The organism is Chromatiaceae bacterium (assembly GCA_024235395.1).
Taxonomy (GTDB): Bacteria; Pseudomonadota; Gammaproteobacteria; order Chromatiales; family Chromatiaceae; genus Thiosocius.
The window spans coordinates 380,395-405,105 of record JACKMK010000003.1; the positions used below are offsets into that span (position 1 = coordinate 380,395).

A 24,711-nucleotide genomic window follows, 5' to 3' on the forward strand; every position below is an offset into this window, starting at 1 on the left:
AATATTGATCCGCTGCTGATGGGCTAGGCCCCAACAGCTGGTGCCTGCTCCAACCTGTTGCGCCCCATTCGCTTGGCCTGATACAGGGCGGTGTCCGCTCTGCGGATCAATTGCTCCGGGCCCTCTTCCGACCCGGGCACGATGGTGGCGCTACCGACGCTGATCGTCACCACAGTGGCTGCAGAAGAATGTGCATGGGGAATCGCCAACCCTTCGACCGCAAGGCGAACCTTCTCACCTACGTGGCCCGCCCCTTCCGGATCCGTGTCGGGCAGAATCAACATGAACTCCTCACCACCGAAACGCACGGCCATGTCGGCGGGACGCCGCATCTGGGTCTGCAAGGCTTCGGCCACCACCTTGAGGCAGTTGTCCCCTGCCTGGTGACCATAGTTGTCATTGAATGCCTTGAAGTGGTCCACATCGAGCATGATGATCGACAGTGCCTGTTCCTCGCGCCGCAGGCGCGCCCACACCTCGTCCAGATAGGTGTCCCCTCTATGCCGGTTGGCGACGCCGGTGAGACCGTCACGCTCGGCCAATCCCTGCAGCGCCCGGTTGAGCTGTTCCAGTCGCGCAGTCCGCTCGACCACTTTCTGCTCAAGCGTCCGGGAGTGTTCCTGCACCTGTTCGTAAAGACGCGCATTTTCGATTGCCACAGAAGCCTGGGCCGCCAGGAGACGTATGATTTCCACACGCTCCTCGGTGAACACACCGGCGGTCAGGTTGTTCTCCATGTACAAAGCCCCTTCGAAGCGCTCCCGCCGCAGCGGCACACACAGGACCGATGCGGGTTGGCACTCCAGGACATAAGGGTCGCGCGTGTAGGAACCCTCTTGAGCGGCGTCGTGCAGCACCAGCGCCTCGCCCGTTCGCAACACCTGGCATATCAGGGTCACCGGCAGGGCGACTTCACCGCCTTCGATTACCGTTACCCAGGCACTGCGCGGTACGTTTTCGTGCCGCCGATTTTTTTTCGGGGGAGCCACTCCCGCTTCCACGGTCAGCACGCCCTGCCGACGCACGACCAGGCAGCCCCACTCGCCCCCTGCGTTCTCGAGCAGAATCTCCATCGTGATCTTCAACAGGCGCGACAGCACGATCTCGCCGGAGATCGCCCTCGACGCCTTCATCACAGAGGCCAGATCCAGGTTCAGGGTTTCGCCACCACCATGCAGCGGGGCAGGTGCGCCCTGGACGAGTTCCCGCAACACCGGAAACTCCTGCTCCATCAGGGTGACCTTGCGACGCGCGCCCCAGCGGTTGTACAGATGATGCGCACCGCGCAGATAGCCTTCCGCCGCCCTGTCGCGGCCGAGTGCAATCAGATGCCGGGCCGCCCGCTCACTGGCGGCAGCCTCGTCATGCAGAAAACCGCTACTCTGCGCCGCGTTGATCGCTGCATCGTAGCGCTCCAATGCGCTCTCGCCTGCGCCGTCCAGCCGTTCAAGCTCAGCTGTCATCAAGTACTGGAGATGGCGAAAATTTTCCTCGCAGTTGTCGGCCCAGCGCGTCATTTGCGCGAGATCCCGCTGCAACCGTTCACGCGTTGCGGCCTTGTCGTCCACGGACATTCTTGGGTAGCAGGAAGCCAGGGTCAGAAATGCGACGATGTAGAATCGAACGAGTTGGGGTAACGACATCGCCGACTTGATCAGTGAGTCCTGGAGACGCACATGTTCCAGGGCGCGGTTGTAGTCGTTGTACAGCAGACAGATCTCGGCACTGTAGATATGGTAATTCGCAATCCCGGTCATGAATCGACGCTGCCGCATCCCCGCCAGACACGCCTGTTCATCGAAACCGTCGTCGCTCAAGCCAAAGGGTGAATCCGTGAGGCCGAGCAGGTTGCGCTGTAGCTGCAGGAACAGCGTGCCGGAGTCCTGGGAATCCTGATAGGCGCATTCGCGCACGATCTCCATGTTCTTTACGTGCAGCTGGTGTGCCGTTTCGAGGTCCAGGGTCGGATCCCAGATGACACAGTCCTGGGCGCTGTAGGCCAGATACAGCAGGTCACCCGTCTGGTAACCCGCCTCGATGCCCTTGCGAAACCACGGCGCAAGGCTGGACCAGGGATTGCTCCAGTGATGCACGAACATGGCGTAGACATAGATCACCCGCGCCCGCAGGGCGATATCATCGAGGCGCTCGTTGATCGCAAGACCCACCCTGCCATACTGATAGCCAACGGCCGGCTCGTTGAGCTCACCGCACAACAGCATTCCGTAGGCTGCGTAGGCGAAGGCGGACTCGGGACAGTTGCCATGACGCAGCGACAGATTCACCGCCTTCAGTACCAGGTAGGGAAACAGATTTCCGCTCCCGGACAGGAAAGCGGCAGCGAAGATTTCCATGAACAGTCGCATTGCCATGAGCGTCTCGGCATTTTCGACCGGTGGTGCGCCCACGAGATCCGCGATGCGACGACCGCCGAGATTCTCCTCGACGCGGCGCCGTTCCTCGGCGATATCCTCCGCCGAGGGATAGTCGGTGAGCTCGATACCAAGCAGCGAGAGACCCTGGATGGCAGATTGAATGGAGGCCTCCATCCTGCCCAGAGTGACGTACTGCCGGGTGCGCGTGGCGAGGATGTCGCTACGCTCCAGATCCGATCGGGAGCGCTCCAGCATCTCCTCGGTCCACCGTTCGGCTTCGTCGGTACGCCCGGTGAGGTAGGCGCACTGCTGGGACTCTTTCGCCAGCGTCCACATCATCGCCGGCATCTCCCGCCAGGGATCAGTGGGTAACATCGACTGTGCGGTCCTGAGGTAGTCCGAGGCCGCCTCGTAGTCCGCGGATCGCTTGGCGCGTACGCCCGCCCTTATGTTGAGTTTCGCAAGCTTTAGTCGTTCTTCGTCGGATTCAATCAGTGGGCGGCCCGCGTTCAGGTGACCCACGATGTCGATCAGCCGGTCGTCCGGTACCGTGTCGCCAACGTGCTGCAACATCAGGCGCCCGACGAAAAGATGCACCTCGTTCGTCCGCTGGACCGCAATCAGCGCGTAGGCTGCCTGCTGAACGCGGTCGTGCTGAAACCGGTAGCTGGGGTTGAACCCCAAGGGCGCTGCGGCGTCGACCACCAGTCGGTAGTCGCCATGCAGGGGTATGACGGTTTGCTGCTTGAGCGCCGGCAGCAGTACCGCTGCGGTTTCGGCAACGGGCTGCTGGTAGACGGCGGAAAGCGTCTTCAGATCGAAAGTGTTCCCGATGCAGGCAGCCAGCTGCAGTACGCGCTGGGTCGCCGGTTCCAGCCGACGGAGGTTTTCGACCATGAACTCGACAACGTCGCTGCTGACGCCCGACCAGCGCGCCGCATCCAGGTCCCAGTTCCACGTCCCATCGTCGGGGTCGCGGGTGATCGCGCCCTCTTTGTGTAGTTGGCGCAAAAGTTCGTTGGTGAAAAACGGATTGCCATGCGCCTTGTCGTAGAGCATCTCGCTGAGCGGAGCGACCTCACTGGGCTCGCGGTTCAATGCATCAGCCACCAGACTGGTCACCGAGCTTAGGTCGAGCGGCCCGACGCCTTGATGACTCACATTGGGCTGTCCCTCCAGATCGTCGAGCAGCAGTCGCAAGGGATGCCCGGGTCCCACCTCGTTGCTCCGATAGGCACCGATTATCAACAGGTGGCTGAGCTCCCGGGAGGTAACCAATCGGTGCAACAGTTCCAGCGTCGGGGCATCACACCATTGCAGATCGTCGAGGAAGAGCACCACGGGATGCCCTTCGGCGGCGAACACGCTCAGAAAGTTCGTCAAGACGATATGCAATCGATTGCGCGCCTCGACGGGCGGCAGTTCAATCACTTCCGGCTGCTGCCCTATGACCAACTCCAGCTCCGGCACCAGATCCACGACCAGACGTGCGTTGGACTTGAGCGCTTTCTGTAACCGCTTGCGCCAGTCCGCCAGTCGCTCTTCGGGTTCGGCCAGTATTTGTTGAACCAGACCACGCAGGGCGGTCGCCAGCACCGTATAGGTATCGCCGTGTTGGAACTGCTGGAACTTTCCCTGGACCAGGAATCCACGCTCACGCACCGAGGGTTTGTCGATCTCGTTGACCAGGGCCGATTTGCCCACGCCCGGTGAGCCATGCACCAGGCAGAATTCGACCCGCCCGCGCACCACCGATTCAAACAGGTGAAACAGATGCTCCAGTTCGTGCCGGCGGCCATAAAGGCTCTGCGGCAGAATAAACCGCTTGGCGAGGTCGAGTTCCCCCAGCGCGAAGGGCTCGATCTCCCCCTTCGTCGCCAGCTCGTCCGCACAGCGTGCCAGATCGTGCATCAGCCCCTCGGCGGTCTGATACCGCGCCTCCGGACTCTTCGACAAGAGTTTCAGCACGATGCCCGATACCGCCTCTGGCACCTCGGGAGACAGTTCGTGGGGTGGCTGCGGCAGACGGCAGATATGGCAGTAGACCCACTCCAATACGGTCTCGGCATCGAATGGCCGCCGCCCGGTGAGCAGTTCGAACAGCATGACGCCAAGGGAATAGTAGTCGGAACGGTAGTCGAGATCGCGGCTCATGCGGCCGGTCTGCTCGGGGGAAATGTACGGCAGGGGCCCTTCCGGGTACGTGGACGCCTCGCTTCCCTGGCGCTCCTGTTCCAGTTCCGAGGCGATGCCGAATCCGGCCAGACGGATCTCGCCGGAATCGGGATCGAACAACACGTGATCGGGCGTCAGCGCCTTGTGCACGATGTCTCGGGAATGGATGGCGCCAAGGGTCCTTGCCAGGCGCCAGGCAATATCGAGCACCTCTCCCAAAGGTAGACCCCGACCCTTCGATGCGGCCATGCGCTGCAACAGCGAACCAGGCATGGGCTCGCAGACCATGGCCAGGTTGCCTCCACCGTGAGGCAGCAAGCCATCGACCTTCAGCACACCGTCGACGTCGTTCAGCTTCCCGGCAATGGCGCCATCGCGTCTCAGTTCGGCAAGCTGCTTGGGATGAGGATACGCTGCATCCAACGTCACCACGTGCACCGGGGCGCGGTCCGTCAGGCGCATGCCGCGATATACGACGCGACCACCTTCCCGATGCAGAACGGCGTCGATCTCGTACCCCGGCAGCTGGAGGCTGGAGGCGTTCACACTCAGGATCTCTGCAGTGGACGGCTGTCAGATGCCGAACATACGGTCGAACGTCGCGGCGAAATCCTCGCGCGCCGTGTCGCGCAACGGTGCGCCATGGCCGCACAACACATGCTTGAACGGCAACGCCTTGAGACGAATGAAATCTTCTCCGTCTGGCGCCGCCCGTTGGACCCAGACCGGACCGAGGTTGGCCGGCGTGAAAAAACCCATCTGCTGCATCAACGCCCGGGATGAATCGGAGAAAAATTCGTCGGGTGCCAGCCAGTTCTGTAGGGCATCACAGGCGATCAAAATGCCGTCTTCCGTGTCCAGACGCAATATGCCCTCGGGGATCTGGGTGGTGCGGAATTCGAACAGGGAAGCGTTCGGGATGGGCAGCGAATCCGGCGCCAGGGTTCGCGTCGCTTCGAGCCCGGACTCATGCTCCATACCCGGCATTGCCCAATATTCGGCATCGTATCGATCCACATAGAACGGGTCGTCCCGGCCGTGCAGCGAACCCAGACGCACCACGTCTGTCACCCTGCCGAGGCGATCGAGGTCGGCCAACCCGGCTTCGTCCAGGCGCACGCTGTTGATAACGACCAGGCGTTCGCCATCGCGCACCACGGTCATGTTGCGGCTGAACTTCCAGTCCAGATCGTGAAGGACGGTTTCCATCGCACCGCTGACGAAATACACGTCGGGAAAGACCTCCTCGAGGTTTCCGTGGGGCAGTGCCGGGGGAAATTGATCCATTGTTCAATCCTCAGTTCTTATCTGTAGTCGATGCGACCCACGTAGCGATACTCCCTGGCGTACTCGTTGAGATAGCCATTGAGGTAGTCTCGCTGGGCCTCGCTGAGGCGTCCATGCAGGATGTCATCCATCGATTCTGTGCCGTCACTCGTGTCCAACCGCTTGAGATGGAACAGCGTCATGTCGCGGCCGCCGAAGAAACCTTTCAGGTACTCGTGCAGGGGGCGCGCATCGGACATGTCGAAAACCGCGCCGTAGAGCGAGGTGTACGCCGGAAACTGCGCCAGAGCGGCGGTGTCGAAAACGGGATGGTCTCCCGACGGCGGCACGAACGGTGGGTATGGGTCGGTCCGATGGACTGCTTGAGCCATGAGGTCGCCTAGGTAGCCAGTATCGAGACCCGCCTGACGCGCACCGTCGACAACAATGTTGAGGTACCGTCGACTGGGCAGACAACGATCGTCGATGAATTCAGGCATACCGACGTAGGTCAACGCAGACACCCGCCCGCCGTCCGTCTCCACGTCGACGGTGATGCGGTCATAGCCGTGGCCAAGGGCCTCCATCGCATCGAGGGGCGAAAGCGCATCGTCGGGACATTCATGAAGGACACCGAGCACGCGGTCACCGGGAACCTCGGAACGTTCGATATTGCCGACTCCGCCCTCGTGGCGAAAGAAATGCTGCACATTGAAACGCAGACGCCACCCGTACAGCTCGGCACGCCGTGACGCCAAGGGCTCTACGCCCTTGGCTCGAAGTGCAGTGAGGCTCATGTTCGAGCCGTAGCCAAAGTAACGGAACACGCCGCTATCAACCGCCGTTTCGTGGGTCCCCGGGAAGCTAGCGGCCAAGCGGTGCATTCTTTGATCCCGCTGTCGACGGTAGACCGGCTCCGTCGGGAGCCCATTCGAAGCCAGCGGCCGGGTTGACTGTCTTGCTGCGACGGTCGAGGGGTGCGCAGTGCGCCATGTACCCTTGAATTGCCGTGTCGCCTTGCTAATTTGAATGGTCTGAGGCCATTCGAGACAGTCAAGAAATGGGGCGCTTGCACACCTCGGGTCCAATCGACAGATTCTCCGGGACCCCCTTAGTAATTTTCAGTATCAAGGATTGACCCGAATGATAGGGGCCAGGAATCAGCAGGGCGAACCCGTGGATTGGTGGTTCATCTACAAGACCCCCGAGCACGCCGGAACCGCCGCGAACAAGGGGTTCGATTTCCTGTACTTCGATCCCGTTTCCGGTGTCCTGGCTCTATCCCCCGTCGGATTGGACCAGGACGACCAGGCCTTGAGTCACACCCTGAAAGGGGTCTTCAATGCGCCGGACAGCGCGGGGTTTATCGTCTTCAACGACGAGCACGTCGACAGCCGGGAAAACAGTTCCGAGAAAGGTCATTGCAAAGGCATTCTGGCTTTCGACAGGCGTAGTGACTCCGGGCTCTTCCTGCTCCACTCGACGCCACGGTTTCCCGCTCTCGGCGACGTCACCTTGCCCACAGACGAGGCCATCTACGGTCAGTCCTTCATCTGCGTAACCCTGCCGGACTATCAAACGGCGAATCTGATCGCCGGGCAGATGTTGTGTCAGCAGAACCCGCAGATCCTTACAGAGAGTTCACGCATGCCGTCGACCCTCCAGAACGATGAACCGCTCGCCAGCTTGTTTCACGGCACTGCAATCGACGAGTCGAAGCAACCATCGACGCTTCGCATCAAGTCCAGGGGAGGCCTGGATTTCTTGCTCATCGCCAAGAGCAGAAAGTGGGGCGAGGACTTCTGGCTCGATCTGGTCTCGCCGGCATTGAACGCCGATCTGGTGGTTGAAACCTGGCGGCGTGGCATGGTTACGCCACTGCATGACAGTCGCTCATCGGATTTTGACGAAGATACGCTGACGCTGTGTTTCAAACTGGGCGCTTCGTCGACCTACGAATGGCCCTACACCAAGGATCATGCGAAGTGGGCGGTTTCCCTGAAGAACGCGTTGAGTACCCAACCCTGGGTGTGCGTTGCCGATCTCAATCGCATGGTATCGCAAGAGAAACGCGGCGGCGGCAGCCTGTGTTTTCAGGAACCCCGCCTATGGGAAGCCTTGAAGGATGCCGAAGCAAAGCTGCATACAGAGCGTGTCCAACCGGAATCCACTTTATCGAGATGATGCATGACAGCGCATTCGAATATGACGTGTGTGAATGACTTCCTGATCTGCCGAGATCGCACAACCGATGCTTACTGTGTCTTTCGGGTCGATCCGGACGCGGAAGCCGTGCTCACGCGGGTTGAGACGGGCGCCAAAGCCTCTTTCGACCCGAGCTATCGCATGGCGCAGATCGGCGGGTATCTGTTGCAATGGAGTCCGCTTTGCCAGCAAGACGGTGAACCGGGCTATCACTACAGGCTCCTGGCGTTCGACGCCACCGCCTCGGATCCGCTGAACGGACAGGCACTCCAACAAGGCTTCTGGGAGAAGAAGAAGTTCTGGGGTTACCGGGCCTATTACAGCGCCAATCCCGACGAGGACCGGCAACTGGACCTCATTCCGATGACGGGTTTCGTCCTCAGCATGATCCCGGCCAAGGGCCGGGGTACGTTCGAGCTCTGGAACTTAGACCCGCAAGCGAACAACCCTGGCCAGGCCGATCCCATCCCCCACCCGTATACGGGTCAGGGCGGCTTCGCATTGATCAAAGAAGGCCACTCCTTGATCCCCATCGGCAATTACGTGCTGGACCGCTTGCCCGGCGGCAGCCGTTTTCGCCTGTGGAGCTTCGACCCCCAACTGCATCCCCCACTCTCATTGCCCGCAGTCCGGGAGGGTCGATGGACACAGGTAGACGGACGTCATCGGCTGACGGCCATCGGCAACCACATACTGGACTGGAACCCGGAGGATGGCAGCTTCCGGCTGTGGGGTTTTGACCCCGATGACGCCAAGGTCCTTATCGGCCCAGTGCGGGAGGGAAGGCTGCCGTCCGAGATCGGCGTCGATGCGTCGCTGACGGGTTTTCAGCCGCGGATACCCGTGCAGGCACAAGGCGCGGAGGTGCCGGGCACCATCGAGTTCATGCGCACGAAGATCAAGCATGTCGTTTATTACATGCTGGAGAGCCGCTCCTTCGACAACGTCTGCGGCTGGTTATATGAACACGGAGACCAGGGCTGCCGCTACCTCGGTTCACAGGAACCCTTCGACGGCGCGAGCACGGCCAATTTCAATCTGGACGGAACGCGCAAGGTCCACGTCAGCCAGTTCAAAGACGGCGTGCTGAGCGAGGACTGGGACCTGATGGCCGTCAATCAGGACCCCTTCCACGACACCACCGACAATCTGCAACAGATGTTTGCCGAGCCGCCCGGCTACTGGGGACGCGCCAGGCCCGATATGGGCGGTTTCATCCTCAACAACGCCAATCCCCAGGTGATGGAGTCTTTCACCCCGGCGCAACTGCCGGTGCTCAATGGCCTGGCACGCAGTTTCGGGATCTCCGACCGATGGTTCTGCTCGGTCCCCGGCGGTACCGACGTCAACCGCGCATTCTCCGTCACGGGTTCCGCGTTCAACCGGCTGGGTACCTGGGAGGGAGGCAACGCCTACAAATACTGGCCCGATGCGCCTCATCGCCAATCCCTCTGGAAGGTACTCTGGAGCCACGGCATCACGGACTGGAAGATCTACAACGCGGTGCTCTGGGAAGATTTCGTCTTCACCTATCAACTCTACCTGAAGGGACAGATCCCCTCGGTCGATGCCGCCCCAACGTCGTTCATCGCGGGCCTCGAACAGTTCAAGCAGGATGCCCGCAGCGGCAACCTGCCGGCCTTCAGTTTCCTGGAGCCTGTCTGGATCGCGCCGTCCGGAGCCACGTCGTACCATCCCGGCGCGGACCTGGTTCCCGCCGAGAGGGCGTTGAACGATATCTACGAGGCAATCAAGAGTGGGCCGGGCTGGGAGCAGACGCTGTTGGTCGTCACCTTCGACAAGAACAACGGCCTCTACGACCATGTCGCACCACCCTATGCCAGGAAACCCTGGCCGAATGATATGAACGATGGATTCGCCTATGACGTGATGGGCCCCAGAGTGCCGACCGTAATGGTCTCGCCCTGGATCGAGGCACAGACTGTCATCCGTGCCGAAGGAGACGTGCCCTTCGACTCGACCTCCTTCGCCGCGACACTCCTTCGCTGGTTTGGCGTGCCCGAGAACCTCTGGGGCCTCGGCGATCGCATAGCTCTCGCACCAACTTTCGAGAAGATCCTTCAGGCCACGACGCCGAGAACGGATGCACCGACCTTTTCGCCGCCGTACGACAAGTCGTTCCCCAGGGAGTAGCTTCGACGCATGTAGGCGACCGGCACATTGCCGGTCGGCCTGGCTGGAGCCGGTCAAAGACCGCCGGTTTCGGCGAAAAGCCGCCCAACCACCACCGTCATGTCCGGTCCAGGTTCAGGGGGTCCGATACGACGACAGGTCCATCCAGTCGCCCGTGAGGCGATCCTTCCCGCGTTTCAGCTCTACCTGACCGGCTTCATCAGCGCCCTGCTGCCGGGTAGATGTTTTTCACCCCAGTGGACCATGGCTTTCAACACCGGCCCCAGGTCTCTACCCTTCGCGGTAAGGGCGTACTCGAAGCGCACGGGATGCATCTGGTAGGGCCTCTTTTCGACAATCTCGTATTCGACCAACCGCCGCAGCCGATCTGCCAGGATATTGGTGGGGATCTTCTCCGGCGACTCCTGAAACTCACTGTAGGTCTTCTTGCCGGCAAACAGGTCCCTCACCACCAACAGGGTCCACTTGTCGCCGAAAATGTCCAATCCCGATGCGACCGGGCATGGCGACCTGTTGAACTCAGAGGCCTTGTCGCGGTTTTTTGCCATGGTTCGAGGCTAGCATGCCGCCTGGTCACTTGCTATTCACAAGTGACCACTCTATGCTCTGGTCACTTGCAATACGCAAGTGACTGGCAAGGAAGACGAATATGATCCGGACGACACCCGGGGCCTGGATTGTCGCCTGCCTGCTTGCCGCAGCACTGCTGCTGCAGGGTTGTGCAACGGTCGACCGCAGCGGCTTCTTCAATTCGTACGACGAGGCGTACCGCGCAAAAGTGGATTTCACCACCCACAGTGTGCGGCGCGGCAGCTTCATGCTCCACGTCCGCGAATACGGCGGGAAGACCCGGAAACCGACGTTGGTGATGCTGCATGGCTTTCCGGACAGCATGCACCTCTATGACCGGCTGGTGCCGTGGCTCGCACCAGATCGTCATGTCATCACGTTCGATTTTCTCGGCTGGGGGGATTCGGACAAGCCCTCGGGACACCGCTACGACGTGGCCAGCCTGCGCCGTGACCTGGAGGCGGTGATCGCCCATTTCGGACTGACGCAGGTGGTGCTCGTCGTACATGACGCATCCGGCCAACCGGGAATCGACTGGTCGCTGGACAATCCCGAAAAGACTGCGGGGCTGGTGCTGTTGAACACCTACTACGGCCCTTCGCCGACCCTGAAGGCCCCGGAAGCGATCGCCCGTTTTTCCACGCCGGGCATCCGTCGCGACCTCAGTGTGTGGGCCACCAGCCATTTCGATGCCTTGTGGCTGCACGGCTACGACGAGCAGATGGCCAGGTTCATCAGTAGCGAGGAACTGCGGGAGCCTTTTCAGAAGCTGCTTGGCCATCAGTCGCTGAAGATTCGTCCCGCCTTTTTTGGATTGAATCGGGTGCTGCGCGACGAGATCGAGCGGCGGAGGTTCATGGCGACCCGGCTCGGCACGCTGAAGACACCGGTACGCATCATCTTCGGAAACGACGACCCTTATCTCAACCCGGGTGTCGCAAAGGACCTGCATGCGTTGTTCCCACAGTCCGAACTGCACCTGCTCGACAATGCCGGGCACTTTGTACAGGTCGACAAACCCGTGGCCGTAGCAGCACTGCTGCGGGACTTTCCACCACCCGCAAAGATCCCTTCACGACAAACAGGTGAACACCATGCAGTCGATTGATAACGCAACCGTCCTGGTTACGGGCGGTTCCAAGGGTATAGGGCTCGCCATCGCGGAAGAGTTCGCCAGCCATGGACATGACCTGATACTGGTGGCCCGCGGCCGGGAAGAACTCGATCGCGCAGCCAGGGGCATCCAGCGCAAGAACAAGGTGAAGGTCACCGTCTTCGCGATGGACCTGGCCGAGGGCAATGCGCCTCAAAGGTTGTTCGAACAGGTGGCACAGTCCGGTGCCTCCGTCGATATCCTGGTCAACGACGCAGGCGTGGGCATGAGCGGGGACTTCGCCAAGGGCGACTATCGGCGCATGACGAAGATGCTCAAGCTCAACATGCTTGCATTGGCGCAACTTACCCATCTGTTTCTGCAGCCGATGCTGGAACGCAAGCGCGGACGCATCCTGAACATTGGCTCGATCGTGGCCTATTTCGCCGGTGCCCCCAACTGGTCGGCCTATGTGGCCAGCAAACACTTTGTGCGTTCATTCAGTAAAGGTTTGTCGCATGAACTGAAGGGTTCCGGAGTTGCTGCGACTGTCGTCTCGCCCGGCGCTACGGCAACGGATTTTGTACAAACGGCAGACACCGCCGATATGCGGGCCTATCAGGCTTCCAAAGGTCCGTCCGTCAAGCAGATTGCCGAAGTGGCCTATCGGGCATGCCAGGGCGGAAAAGCATCGGCTATCCCGGGCATGTTCAACCGATTGCTGGCGTTTCTTGGCGAACTGCATCCTCGCCACATTGCTTTCGAGGTATTCGCGTTTCTGTCGAGGAAAAAGACTCGCGGTTCCAGTCTTGTCCGATGATCTGAGACGTCTCCGGTTGATACAAGAACAAGCCATCGCATGGCTCGATGTGATGGCCAGAGTCCGGATGCTCTCCACGTACGGCGGAACCCTGCAAAGTCGATCGAACGAGGCAACCGACACCATCTGGATTGGTGTCGATGCCGGCGCTGTCTCTGTTCCCTTCTCTCTCCGGCCTCAAGCGTTATCGTCAGAACTCGCCTGTGGCACCGGACGCCATGATAGACAGCATGCTTCGGTTGATTCTGACTGCGGTCTCGACCACGTCCGGTGGTAGCAGCGAGCTGTCGACCATGATGTCGAGATTGAACATCACCAGCCACAGCTTGCTCTGGGCGTCCTCGACGATCGCGATGCGGCACGGCATGTATCCTGCAAAGATCGGGTTCGCATTGATCAGCGTATGCGAATCCGAAGGGGAGCAGAACTGCAGCACGGTCAGGTAACGGGCGTTGATTCCGCGTGACCGCTGCTCACTGGAAATGTGCTGTTCCCCGACAACGCGCAGGTTGAGATCGTAAGCGCGAGACCTCATGGCACTGATTGCTTCGTCGACGGTGACGGTTGACGAGATCGGCATCTTCGCCATCGTCTGGCGGATATCGACGATCTGCATCACCGAATTGTCGAACGCTGTGGGGCGATCCGCTTCCGGAGTGGGCTTTTTCCGCGCCACCGCAGGTTCAAAGCGGAAGCCGGGCTTGAAGCGCTGATTATCCAGTGTTGCGACGAAGGCGAGGATATCCGTCAGATCCTGCGGCGAGTAGTCGTCGAAGGTTTCATCTTCGGGATCATTGTCGTGATGACGCTTTCTCTCCTTGAAAAGCTCGATCGTCGACTGAAGGTATTCATGTTGCTGGCCAGCCAGAGGAGGGGCGTCCTTACGCTCTATTCCAAAGCCGTCCTTGCCGTGACAGGTCTTGCAGTCGTCCATGAAGAGGTCCTCACCGGCCTCCACGGAACCCGTTCGCATCTCGATGTTGAACGCCGGGTCCTGGCTCAGTCCTATCGTTGACAGGTACGCAGAGATGTCTTCGATATCGCTCTCACTCATCTTGTCCATGCCGGTGGTGCGCATCATCAACGGATCCATTCGAACGTGATTCTTGAAATCGCCAATTGCTTTACGCAGATACCATTCAGGCAGGTCTGCCAACCGGGGCGCCAGCATGCTGGGCGTACCCTGTCCGAACATGCCGTGGCAGAAGGCACAGACACCGTTGATACGTTCACCGTTGGCGAGGTTGGCCGCGGATGCAGCGATAGACGCGGAAGAGAGCAGTAGTGCGGCAAACACGATCTCGACCGAAGGCATACCTGGAAGGCGCATGGTGTGGCTCCTTTGTTATTGTCGTGTTCGACGAGTGTAGACGTTCGGTACTGGCAACCAGGGCAGCACGCATTCTCAATATTGAGAAAAGATGGCTCACGTCTGGCTGCAAACTGCAACGTCCGGCGCCCGCTTGAGGCGCCCTACCGCAAACCCGCCCAAAAGCTTAGGTCTATCGGATGCATGCCGATGAAGCAGGTGCATGCGGCCGGCGCCCACAGCAGCAAACACGCGCCCTACACACTTCTGTGAGACCAAACCATGTCTTGGATGCGCAATCTAGTGAACAAAGAACTGCTTCTCATCGTCGCCGGGTTCGGTATCGTGTTTTCGTATCTGCTGCATTGGCATGTTCATGAGCGGGAGGCCCTCACTCAACGCTTCATCGATGACCAGCTCGTGGTCGTCAACGAAAAGCGCGAAGGGGTCGAGACCGCTCTGACCAGCGTCTACGAGAACCTGCGAACCGTCACGCTGCTACCCAGCGTCAAAGCGATCCCGGGAGGCAACCGGCAAGGGGAAGAGGAGGACATCATCGCCAGCGGCCGATTCAGCGTCGACGCGATGGCCACTGTGCAGCAGATCTACAATAACCTCGCCGCGCGAGTAAATGTTTCCGAGGTCTATGCAGTGATCGACGGACTCGATGCAAGCAAAGGCGAGACTCCGTTCTTCATGATCGACACCCTGGTCTTCGGCGATGGTGTCTCCGACGAGGCGGAAGCACCCAAGCCCGCTGATTTTCCCGAGGAAGCGGAGGAGGAAGAATACGACTACTTTCCACGTCAGACCGCGGCGATCCGTGCCGCCCACCCGCGGTTCGATTTTGAAGCGATCGACGACATACCGGCCTTCGCCTCGCCACTTATGCGCACCTGTGACAATTCGCAGTACCGGTCGGAGTCCAGGGATAACGTCAAGGACAGTTACGGCATCCTGTACTCAGTACCCTTCTACGACCAGGGCGGCGCATTTCGGGGAGTGATCTCGGCGATAGTGCGCGGCAACGTGTTCGAGGCGCTGTTGATGGGTGTCCCGTTCGTGCCGATCACGCAACAGGACCTGGCGGAACAGCGAAAGGCCGACTGGCAGTTGCCCGCACCTGCTCGCTTCGTCCTCAGCAACGAGCATTATGGGATTGAGATATTCGATCGGCGGCACACAGATCTTCGCGATCTGATCGCGCAGGGCGTCGAGGGCCGCAATGTGTTCCGGGTTCGGGTCGAAGTCCCCAGCGATGCACCCTGGGAGCTTACCTACTACCTGCCAGATGCGATGATCACTGAAGCGCTTGCCGAGCATGACCTGACATTCCTCATACTCGTCATCGTCGTCGTCGCATCGCTGATCGCAGCGGCAGTCGCATCGACGCTCCTCAATCGGATACGGACCCGGCTCGGGGGAGGCACCGAACAGGTTTCCAAGGTCGTTCAGGCCGTGAGTAGCGGTGATCTCAATTTTGACATCGGCTCCGGGTATCCCCCGTCGAGCGTCTTGGGAAGCATGCAGGCGATGGTCGATGACCTCTCCGGGCACATGCGGGCAATCGAATTCGAGAGCAAGCAGATCGCGCAGTCGTCCTACCAGATCCGCGACATATCAAAGGAGATCGTCGAGGTCTCGGAGCATGAGAAGCAGCACTCCGAAGTGGTCGCCGAAGCCATGTCGGCGCTCGCTAGTACGATGCAACTGGTACAGGAAATATCCAACAATGTCCGTACGCGTGCCGACGAGGCCCATGAAACGGCGAAAGTAGGCACCACTGCTGTGCAAAACAATATTGCCGAGTTGCAGACTGTGCTCGCAGACGTGGTTGTCGCGGAAGAGAAGATCGGCAAGTTGGACTTGGCCAATAAACAGATTCAAGCCATCGTCAAGACGATTTCCGAGATCACCGGCAAGACCAGCATGCTGGCACTCAACGCTGCGATCGAGGCCGCACGGGCCGGTGAGTCCGGCCGCGGCTTCGCCGTTGTCGCCGACGAGGTGCGCAAGTTGGCGACACACGCGGCTGCAGCGACCAATGAAATATCGGGAATAATCGAAGACCTGAACAACCTCGTCGCGGAGAATATTCACGCCATGCAACGCGTCGGGGAACGAACGCGTGCAAGCGTGGAACGTGCGCAGGACAGCAGTATCGCAATCGACAACATCGGCAGGGTGATCGATGCAAATACCAGTGCGGCTCATCAGATATCCGTGGTCAGCGAAGAACAGAAGGAAAAGGTGCAGGCGCTACACAACAGCATTGGTGAGTTGATCGAGGTCTTGCGGAAAAACGCGCTCAAAGTGCACACCACCGGAGCGATCAGCAACGACCTCTATCAGGTCACGGAACGGCTACGCAAACTGCTCCACCACTTCCACTTCGACAAGTCGCAGATCTCGATGGCCGAGCTCAACGAGCATCGGCATGTGCCACGCTACCCGAACCACCTCCTGGTGCATGTCGATGACCACGGCGTGCAACGCGAGGCATTGACGGCCGATATGAGTCTGACAGGGATACGCTTGCGAGTGCCGATCCCGCTCCAGTACCGCGAAGGCGATCTAATGACGATGAGGATAATGACGCCGCTCGACGATCAGCACCAGCGCGTCTGCGGTAAACCGATTGCGATTGAGGGACGCATCGTCTGGCGCCGCACGGTCGATCTGGAAGGTATTTACTACGGTGTCGAGTTTCTTTCGATCGGCGCGGATCAACGCGGCTGCCTCGAAGCATGCTTCGAGTACTTCAACCAACATCCTGTGTACCACGGCGGAGGCGGCAGTTGACCGGGTATTCTCGGGTCCGAGGTGGTCGTCAGCACATGTTGGGTTCGATACCATCGCTACCCACGGATCACGGAGACATTGGTCCGCGTGTCCTGTCAAACTCAGGCCGCCCCTGAACCTCCCGGGTTTCCTGGATATTCAGCGTCACGCAGCGGACAAGAAAGCGGTTGCACACAGCCTCATACCGGCGTCAGTACGCGCGAGTCGTGACTGGGCGGCTTGCCATGATCGGGCCTGACACTTCAGCGCTCGGCACTCACTCCAAACGCCTTGCGAAGGCGGACCTGGACTACAAGCGATAGAAACTGCCACCCAGCCGCTGCAAGCGGGCCAAGGTCGTCCATCTACTCGATATCTGCTTGGTGGATTCTTCACAAAGACTTTCGCCGGACAGGTTGCCAACGGATGGCCTGCCCACCGCCTCCATGGAGAACACGCGCGCCGATGCGATCTAATGACGAGAGGACAAAAGGAGTATTCTTGGGTCAATCCGCGGCCGACCCGGATCCACCAAGCCATTCAAGCAGACGGGGAGAATCACGTTGCTCGGAGCGATACACAGGCAGGCGTTTCAAATCCTGTTGAGCGTCGGTTTGCTGCTACCCGGGACTTCGCATTCAGATTCTCTGTATTCCTCCTGCGCCGGTTGTCATGGCACTGATGGGAACAGTCAGTCGACACACATGCCCAGCATACGGGGCCTGAATTTCGCATATTTCTACGCCGCCATGCAGGCCTTCAGAAAAGATCGGCGCCCCTCGACAATCATGGGGCGGATTGCCAAGGGTTACAGAAGCGGCCAACTGCAGCGCATGGCGCTGCACTTCGGCAGTACGCCTTGGACCGGGGTGCAGGGCGCATTCGACGAGGAACTGGCGAAGCAGGGAAAGGTGCTGCATGACAAGTATTGCGAGAAGTGCCACGAACAGAACGGCCATTTTCAGGACAGGGATACGCCACCGATAGCGGGGCAGGCGAAGGGCTACCTCTACTACCAGATGATCGACTACCGGGGATCTTCGAAAGATCTGCCGAGGCCGCCCATCATGCAGGAGCGATTGGAAAAGCTTTCTGACGGTGATCTGCTGGCCTTGGCTGAGTTCTATGCAAGCAATCCACTACCGGGCGGTACGTCGGACGGCAAATGAGAAAGGCCGGTTTTCACCGGCCTTTCTGTTTCACCACTGCCTGTAGATTATTTCGCCCACGGATTCGGCAGTGGGGTCTTCTCGGAAGACGGCGGCAGTATCGGCAGTGCAAAACTCGGCTGATCGCCCGTCATGGACTTGAGGAAGGCCACGATCTGGGCATTCTCCTGGTCGGTGAACTTCTTGCCGAGCTGCAGGCGGCCCATGATGTCGACAGCCTCGGTGAGTGTCTCGGCCTCACCGTCGTGGAAGTAGGGGTAGGTCATTTCCACGTTGCGCAAGGTCGGTACCTTGAACTTGAAGCGGTCTGCATCTTTACCGGTCACAGCCACCAGGCCTTCAGCTGGGCTGGTGCTCTTGTACGGCTCGACGATACCCATCTTCTGGAAGGTATTTCCACCCGCCGCAGAACCGTTGTGGCAGGCGGTGCAGCCGCTGTCCTTGAACAGCTTGTAGCCGGCCTGCTCATCGGCGGTCAGCGCATCCTTGTCACCCAGCAACCATTTGTCGAAGGGAGAGTTCGGGGTCACCAGCGTCTTCTCGAATTCTGCGATGGCATCGGTGACCATATCGATATCTACGTCATCACTGCCGAAGACCAGCTTGAACTCGTTCACGTAACCCGGGATCGACTTCAACAGCTGCACCGCCAAGGTGTGAGTGAAAGCCATCTCGCCGGGATTGGCAATGGGTCCACCGGCCTGTGCTTTCAAGTCAGCCGCACGGCCGTCCCAGAACTGCGCCACGTTGAGACTGGAGTTGAGGACGGTGGGGGCATTGATGGGGCCCTGCTGCCAGTGGTCACCGATCGAGGTTTTGAGGTTGTCGGTACCGCCCATGCTCAGGTTGTGACAGGAGTTGCAGGAGATGAAGCCGGATTTGGATAACCGCGGGTCGAAGTACAGTTTTTTGCCCAGCTCCGCTTGGGCCAGGTTGATTTCCTGTGCCGGGCGGATCGGGGTAATCGGTTCTTCGGCCAAGGCAGCGCCGCCGCCCAGGGTCGCAGCGCCGATCAGGCTAATCGAGATTGCACGCTTCAACGGATTCATAGAGTTCCCTCGAGTAGAAAAACATGTATTCCGGCCTGTACAACCCCGCCGTGGGTGAGCGGGTTGTCCATGCGGCACGCTGCTCACAAGCCGCGACCGATTTCCTGGATGTAAAGCAGGGTTATTTTTAGCCTAAGTCTAAATCTAAATCACTGACATACGTCAATTCGTCGGGGCTTTTTGCACCGTGGCGGCGAGAGAGTTCCGCAGGGGAAAGCAGGTCAGCTGGATCGACTTCGTACGCGGACGACCGTGTCGATGATTTCAGGGTATTTACCGCTGGGGAGATGGATGCACCCCAATCGCCGGTAAGCCTAGAGCTGCTGCCGAAACTGCGCGCGTCCGCGCGCATCGGTGCCCGGGTTGGCCGTACTCGCTGGAAGCGAGCCACGTCACGTGTGGGGATTGAGTATTCGGTCCTTATCCAAAGCAGTCTGTCGAATGTCTGACCCTAGGGTCTGTTCAGGTCGAGTTGCCGCCGTTTGCACGATGGCAAAGCAGACTTTCCTTTAGCTGTCCCCGCTCAACTACCAGTACCCAGCCCACTGCAGTCGAAACCGCGTGGAGTGATCAATGGCGGCCTCGGTCGAACACCAAGCGGTGACCGAGCGTAAGCTGAGTTGCCGCTTCGGTCGCAAAGTGGCCCCAACGACCCCAACGGACTTTCCATCGGGACGCGCGATCCCCGACGGACTTTGTTCCCTCAGAACAACCGGTGTTGTGAGGGAATAAAGTCCGTCACGAACCATACATGTAAGCCACTGATTTTTCTCAACTACAGTATCGAGGGAAAGTCCGTCACGAGACGCGCCGAGAATTTACGATGCGCAAACAGCCCCGCGGCAAAGTGCGCTTGAGATCCTTGCGCACACATTTATCGATGGCCAACACACAGACTCGGTCTCGGATTGTCAAACTACGATGCCATGTGCGGCCATGCGTGCCCGTACTCGGGCGATCGCGCTGCCCTGGTTGCGGTAGACTAATTGCTTGGTGCCCGGCAGCAGTAAGTCGCCTCCGGCATGGTGTAGGGCCACCACGCGCCAACGCATATCGAACACAGGAGCACCGGACGAGCCAGGGAGGGTATCGGTCAGATACTGCACGCGTTTGTCGTCGGCAAAGGTTACCAGGTTGTTGTGCATCGCCACCTGTTTTGCCATGCCGTTGGGGTGTTGGATGATCGCTACTCGGTCCTCGGCTCTAACAGGCTCGTCAGACAAATGGGCAGGCGGGCGGTCTGGGCGCGGTTCGGCCAGCTCGATCACTGCCCAATCGTCAGCCGCCTCGCCGTGGATGCTGTCAAGTTTGCAGGGCACCGGCGTGCCCTCGGCCTCGGGCCCATCGATGGCTCTCTCGTAGTCGAACAAGGCAGTGATTTCTTGTGCCGTCTCGCCAGAGGGCTGTTGGAAGTTGTGATGCACGGTCAACAGTTGGGTGGAAGAGATCAAGAAGCCGGTTCCGGAGTACCAGCCTCCGGCGAATCGCATGCGCAGTTTGACTACGCTCCGGGCGGTCTCGTATCCGTGCTTGAGATAAGCCACATCGAGAAAGGTGGGCCGCTCGCCCATTATTTTTTCGTGGGTGGCGACATGTGCGGCGCTCACTTCCGTGGCATCGGCGTCGGGTGCAGGGGCAAAATCGCCCTCTTCAGCCACGCCAGCACCCGTCCAGGAGCGGTGCACCGAATCGATCAACGCGGCTCGCGCCGGGTAGCGGACAGTCAAGGCCTGGAAGAACGGCGCCGTCACGAGCCCGTGAGCCTCGAGCTGCTCGACGGCGGTGATGGTGAATGCGATTCGGCTGGAATTCGCCCCCGGCAGGCCGGCCAAAAGCATCGGCATCTGGGCATAATCGAGTGAGTCGATAGCAGCGTAGAGGTCGTCATTGCTTCGGAACAGAGTCAGCAGGAGATCACGCAGCAGTTTTCGGCGGTTGGCCATTGGGCGGGGCCGTCAATATCTCAGGAGATGAGGGGCAACGCTTCTGGTGCCCGAGGGGCCGCGGCCGACTGCAATTGCAAAGGCGACATCGACTTCGCTCCGAAGAGCGGCCAGTGCGCGGTCGTGCAGGTCGCGGTCGGCACTATTGAAAGCGCTAGACATCCGACTGTCGAGGTCGGCCGGCCCATGCACATCGGTTGCCTGCAGCCCGAGCATGCCTGCCAGTTCCTCGCGCCGGGCATGGTTTTCCATCGCACTTGGGAACATTGGGCGAAGGTCGCGGAATAGATTGAGAAGGTGGCTGCGCACTGCGGGGTTTACACGTTTTTGCCAGTCTCGGACTGGCTGAAGAACTTCGGATAGCTCGGCCACCGATTCGAGCTTGGTGACGTGGTGTGACGCCACCTCCTGATACTCGGCGACAAGCAGATCACAGGCGGCCAGCACATGGGCATGGCGGGCCCGAGCACCGCTGCCGAGCCTACGCGGTAGACGAGCCAACGCGATGCGCAATGTCAGCCGCTCCAGTGCGGCGAGATGATCGGAAAAGCGATAGGCGAGGCGCCAGAACCTCAGTGCGCGATCTAGCTCGGCCATCCCTTCGGCCACGCTGGCCGCAGAGATCGCGATACGAGCCCTGATCGACCCTGGGAGGTCGTTGGCGCCGGGAATCAGTTCGGCCTCTGCTAACAGTTCGTCAAAATGGCCCTTCCGAATTAGCAACTCGGCATGGACGTCACCTAGCAGCGATTGCAGGCTTTGCGGGGCTCTGGCTTGCTCGAAGATGTCGGACAGGTCGGTCACGCCTTCTGACAGGCGGTTTTTGGCGACCGCGCGCAATTCGTCAATGCCGCCGCCGACTGCGTCACTGCGCCCGCCGCCCAGGAGCAGGCGCAGTGATGCGGCCGCGGGGGGAGGCATTTCAGCGAGCGAACCTACCAGGCGCTGTCCGGCCGATGCGCGCCAGCGGTTAGCCACCGTTTCACGTTCGTCGCCCCGACACAAGCGGTGATAAAGCTCTTCTGCGCGGGCGATGTCGTCGTCGCCGTGGGCATAGTAAGCGACCGCAGCATCGTGGATCTCCCGGGCGACGTTCGCAGAAACCTCAAGGCGCATGACCGGTAACATGATCTCGCGCAGGTCCTGACGGTGCCACAACGCACCGGGGTCGGAGCTGTCACGCGAGAACAACTGGCCTTCGTGTTCGGCCTTTTGCATTAGCTGGTCTACATCGACCTCTGGGGGCAGATCACAAGGCCCGGCCAGCACGCGCTCAATCACATCGCGGGTGATTCGACGCACCAGCAGGCCCGGCTTGGCGAGCCGGCGCAGGTTCTTGTCCTGTAGTCGGTCCAACAGGCGTTCGTAGAGTGTCGCCTGCGCCGAGCGTCCGCCGCGTTCGATTTGCTCCAGCCAGTCGGTCGGGTCGAAGTTGTCGTGTGAGCTGCGCAGCATGGACACAGCAATGCGCAGATAGAGTGGCCAGCCCTTGATAGAGCGATTGGCACGGGCTGCCATTTTTCGGGTCAGCCTGACGCCGCGCTGGCGGGCTTTGGTGGTCAGGTAGTCCACCGCCTCGGCCTGCGAAAATCGCGAAACGCTCTGATGCGCTAGGCGCGCGCCTTCAGCCAACCGGCTAGGTTGTCCGAAGGCGCGTGCGGCATAAATCACCATCAGATCAGCACCAGTATCGCGCAGAGCGTCGACGACGCGCGTGACGTTAGTCGCCGTTGTCTCGTCGAGCATTTCGGCGCGTTCGAAACTGTCGGCAAAAAGGATCAATCGCAGCCGTCGCGGGCGGCCTTCGCTGAACAAGTCAAGTGCCTCGTCAAGGATCTCTTGTGGGGTCGAGCGCATGCGGTAGTCGCGACTGGAAACGGACTGCACCTTGAAGCGGGTGCTGTCCGAGCGTCCCAACGCCCGCAACATCGTGGCAAGCCGACTGTTGGTCTCGGACGACCAATGCAGGGCCAACTGGCGCACGATCTCAATGGCCATATCGAGCGCCGTGGCGCGCTGCATCTTTGGAAGGTCAAAATCGAGGTGCAGGATTGCGTCGGGCCGAGTCTGCGTATCGCCGTCGGTCAGAAGCTGTTGAAAGAACCGCGCCACCGCGATCGATTTGCCAATGCCGCCAGGACCTTCGATGAGCACGGTCGGGCGGGGCTTGACCCTCCACAGCCGCTGCAGCGCGCTCAGAAGATTCTCGCGACCGACGAAATTGTCGATGTCTGGACCGCCGATGCGTTCGACGAATGCCTGATCGGAGATGCGCTTGGCGATGAAATTGGGATCAATCTGTGGCGCACCGTCCAGATCTTTGATCCAAGTGGCGGCACTGGCCAACGCCATCAGGTCAACCCGGCCCATCGCGCTGGTGTCGGGCACCTGGCCAGCAACGAGATCGGCGAAGCGTCGTTCGGCCAGCGTGTTCGGTCCTTCACGGGCCAGAGTCGCCCTAATCTCGGATAGGCCGGCTTGCACAAGGAGTTCACGGCGTAGTGGAAGCGGAAGCACTGTTCCTTCGGGCCGTTCCCCTCCGCCGCCAAGTGCCCCCAAAGACAAGGTAACATCGATGGCTGCCTGCAGCTCCGGTTCGGGCAGATTGCCACCCTGACGCGTCAACCAGTCGGCCATAAGCTGGCTTGGCCGAAAGCGTTCGCGCACGGCGGCCGCCAGCACCAGTTCGCGGACCGGCGCAGATAGCGTGGCGAGATCGAGATCGTTTTCGAGCGGCGAGTTCATGGCGCACGCACCTCGGCCCGGAGTTCGAGCAGCTTCCGACGCAGTTCGGGAAAGCGGGCATCGTCGGGCAAATGAATCACGGCATCGTATATGTTTGTCGCACGCGCGCTGAGTGCGGCGGTCCCGAGCGGTTGTCTCCCACGTTCGTTCAGCGCCGAGGCAACTTCGAAGACCTCGGTCTGCGTCACCTGTCCGAGATCTTCGACCTGCATGTTTGGTAAATCGCTGCGCATCGAGTCTCGATGTGCGGTCGGTCCCAAGACGAAGACCACGCAATTATCGAATTGGTTGGCGTCGCGGTCCGCGCAGAACATCTTGATGAATTCTGGTACTGCTGGGTCCGGCACCTCGTCAGAGAAGTCGATCACCAACCAAGGCTTAGGGAGAATGAGCGGCGCCGCGGCGAGGTGTGCACGCAGATAGGCTGCGAACTTGGCCGCCACATCGCCGGGAGTCGCTCCCTCGTGTGTCGGTTCGTCGGCGGCGCCGATCGCGTAGGCCTGCTTCAGCCCGCCGTAGAGATGACCGAGGGTGCGTGATTCCGTCTCGAGCGTGAAATCGACCTTGTGCAGCTGCACATTCTGGCTGCGCGCCACGTGCCGGATTAATTGGAAACTGTGGCTGCGCCCGGACATTGGGCCGCCGGCGATATAGATCACGCCGTGATGATAGCCATTCGCAATCTCGGTCAGCAGCGCCCGAAGTCCGGAGCGGTCGACCATCGGCTCCGCCCCGATCCAGAGCTCCTGCACCGGATTCGCAGTGGCCTGCGCAGTCTGTTCCCTCAGACGGTCGGCGATCGCCTTTAGCGCGGAATTTTCATCGGCGTTTGGGGTCATCTTCACCAGCGCATCACATGCCGCAGTCGCCATCGACGACTCCTCGTTGAGACGCCCAATCAGATGCACCACCACGACAGCGACTGGCTGGCTCAGCGTCCAGACGGCATCTTCGCCGGTGACGTCGCCAAAAACTAAAGCCAGATTGGCCGAACCGATCGCCATGAGACGATCCTTGATGGTCATACGCTCGGCCCGGGTGATCACCGCCATAGCAC

Annotated in this window: 15 protein-coding genes; 6 read left to right on the plus strand and 9 right to left on the minus strand. The window is 60.2% G+C overall.

Going from position 1 to position 24,711, the window contains the following annotated elements; translation table 11 throughout:
• Positions 1-23: 23 nt before the first annotated feature.
• Genes H6955_15130 through H6955_15140 form a run of 3 tightly spaced genes read right to left on the minus strand, consistent with a single transcriptional unit; the run spans position 24 to position 6,643 of the window.
• A complete protein-coding gene (locus H6955_15130) occupies positions 24-5,096 on the minus strand; it encodes a diguanylate cyclase (protein MCP5314889.1) in 5,073 nt (1,690 codons plus the stop codon).
• A gap of 27 nt (positions 5,097-5,123) precedes the next feature.
• Positions 5,124-5,837, minus strand: a complete 714-nt coding sequence (locus H6955_15135) for a hypothetical protein (protein ID MCP5314890.1) — start codon at positions 5,835-5,837, stop codon at positions 5,124-5,126.
• 17 nt (positions 5,838-5,854) lie between these two features.
• On the minus strand, positions 5,855-6,643 hold the full coding sequence (locus H6955_15140; GenBank protein ID MCP5314891.1) for a gamma-glutamylcyclotransferase: 789 nt from the start codon (positions 6,641-6,643) through the stop codon (positions 5,855-5,857).
• Positions 6,644-6,992: 349 nt separating this feature from the next.
• Here H6955_15140 and H6955_15145 point away from each other — a divergent pair, with 349 nt between their 5' ends.
• Positions 6,993-8,000 (plus strand): deoxyribonuclease II family protein, encoded by a 1,008-nt coding sequence (locus H6955_15145; protein ID MCP5314892.1) that lies wholly within the window; start codon positions 6,993-6,995, stop codon positions 7,998-8,000.
• A gap of 21 nt (positions 8,001-8,021) precedes the next feature.
• The gene (locus tag H6955_15150; protein MCP5314893.1) at positions 8,022-10,175 is read left to right on the plus strand and encodes an alkaline phosphatase family protein; all 2,154 of its coding nucleotides are present in this window, start codon (positions 8,022-8,024) and stop codon (positions 10,173-10,175) included.
• Between the two features lie 182 nt (positions 10,176-10,357).
• Here H6955_15150 and H6955_15155 read toward each other — a convergent pair whose 3' ends face one another.
• Entirely contained in the window at positions 10,358-10,723 is a 366-nt protein-coding gene (locus H6955_15155) for a helix-turn-helix transcriptional regulator (protein ID MCP5314894.1), read from the minus strand.
• A gap of 101 nt (positions 10,724-10,824) precedes the next feature.
• On the opposite strand from H6955_15155, the gene H6955_15160 reads away from it, so the two are divergent.
• Together H6955_15160 and H6955_15165 are read left to right on the plus strand one after the other, a co-directional pair.
• Positions 10,825-11,853: an alpha/beta hydrolase gene (locus H6955_15160; GenBank protein MCP5314895.1), complete on the plus strand. Its 1,029-nt coding sequence runs from the start codon at positions 10,825-10,827 to the stop codon at positions 11,851-11,853.
• Positions 11,831-12,658: an SDR family oxidoreductase gene (locus tag H6955_15165; GenBank protein MCP5314896.1), complete on the plus strand. Its 828-nt coding sequence runs from the start codon at positions 11,831-11,833 to the stop codon at positions 12,656-12,658. Before H6955_15160 ends, H6955_15165 begins: the two co-directional genes overlap by 23 nt.
• Positions 12,659-12,848: 190 nt before the next feature.
• Here H6955_15165 and H6955_15170 read toward each other — a convergent pair whose 3' ends face one another.
• Positions 12,849-13,988 (minus strand): c-type cytochrome, encoded by a 1,140-nt coding sequence (locus tag H6955_15170; GenBank protein ID MCP5314897.1) that lies wholly within the window; start codon positions 13,986-13,988, stop codon positions 12,849-12,851.
• Positions 13,989-14,270: 282 nt separating this feature from the next.
• Between H6955_15170 and H6955_15175 the strand changes: the two genes are divergently transcribed.
• Complete coding sequence (locus tag H6955_15175; GenBank protein MCP5314898.1) at positions 14,271-16,769, plus strand: methyl-accepting chemotaxis protein; 2,499 nt, start codon at positions 14,271-14,273, stop codon at positions 16,767-16,769.
• A gap of 767 nt (positions 16,770-17,536) precedes the next feature.
• Positions 17,537-17,917 carry a cytochrome c, class I gene (locus tag H6955_15180; protein MCP5314899.1) on the plus strand — a complete coding sequence of 127 codons (381 nt, stop codon included), beginning with the start codon at positions 17,537-17,539 and terminating at the stop codon, positions 17,915-17,917.
• Between the two features lie 47 nt (positions 17,918-17,964).
• Here the strand turns inward: H6955_15180 and H6955_15185 are convergent, their stop codons facing one another.
• From H6955_15185 to H6955_15200, 4 genes are all read right to left on the minus strand, one after another.
• Positions 17,965-18,966 (minus strand): cytochrome-c peroxidase, encoded by a 1,002-nt coding sequence (locus H6955_15185; protein MCP5314900.1) that lies wholly within the window; start codon positions 18,964-18,966, stop codon positions 17,965-17,967.
• 911 nt (positions 18,967-19,877) lie between these two features.
• Positions 19,878-20,909 (minus strand): trypsin-like peptidase domain-containing protein, encoded by a 1,032-nt coding sequence (locus tag H6955_15190; GenBank protein ID MCP5314901.1) that lies wholly within the window; start codon positions 20,907-20,909, stop codon positions 19,878-19,880.
• A gap of 12 nt (positions 20,910-20,921) precedes the next feature.
• A complete protein-coding gene (locus tag H6955_15195) occupies positions 20,922-23,654 on the minus strand; it encodes an ATP-binding protein (protein MCP5314902.1) in 2,733 nt (910 codons plus the stop codon).
• Complete coding sequence (locus H6955_15200; protein ID MCP5314903.1) at positions 23,651-24,706, minus strand: hypothetical protein; 1,056 nt, start codon at positions 24,704-24,706, stop codon at positions 23,651-23,653. The genes H6955_15195 and H6955_15200 overlap by 4 nt, the downstream gene beginning before the upstream one ends.
• Positions 24,707-24,711 lie beyond the last annotated feature (5 nt).

What these genes read in the sequence shown, in the direction of transcription:
- H6955_15195 (MCP5314902.1), bottom strand. Translation starts at nt 23,654, where the DNA reads ATGAACTCGCCGCTCGAAAACGATCTCGATCTCGCCACGCTATCTGCG.
- H6955_15150 (MCP5314893.1), top strand. Translation starts at nt 8,022, where the DNA reads ATGACGTGTGTGAATGACTTCCTGATCTGCCGAGATCGCACAACCGAT.
- H6955_15185 (MCP5314900.1), bottom strand. Translation starts at nt 18,966, where the DNA reads ATGAATCCGTTGAAGCGTGCAATCTCGATTAGCCTGATCGGCGCTGCG.
- H6955_15180 (MCP5314899.1), top strand. Translation starts at nt 17,537, where the DNA reads ATGGGGCGGATTGCCAAGGGTTACAGAAGCGGCCAACTGCAGCGCATG.
- H6955_15170 (MCP5314897.1), bottom strand. Translation starts at nt 13,988, where the DNA reads ATGCGCCTTCCAGGTATGCCTTCGGTCGAGATCGTGTTTGCCGCACTA.
- H6955_15135 (MCP5314890.1), bottom strand. Translation starts at nt 5,837, where the DNA reads ATGGATCAATTTCCCCCGGCACTGCCCCACGGAAACCTCGAGGAGGTC.
- H6955_15190 (MCP5314901.1), bottom strand. Translation starts at nt 20,909, where the DNA reads ATGGCCAACCGCCGAAAACTGCTGCGTGATCTCCTGCTGACTCTGTTC.
- H6955_15155 (MCP5314894.1), bottom strand. Translation starts at nt 10,723, where the DNA reads ATGGCAAAAAACCGCGACAAGGCCTCTGAGTTCAACAGGTCGCCATGC.
- H6955_15200 (MCP5314903.1), bottom strand. Translation starts at nt 24,706, where the DNA reads ATGGCGGTGATCACCCGGGCCGAGCGTATGACCATCAAGGATCGTCTC.
- H6955_15160 (MCP5314895.1), top strand. Translation starts at nt 10,825, where the DNA reads ATGATCCGGACGACACCCGGGGCCTGGATTGTCGCCTGCCTGCTTGCC.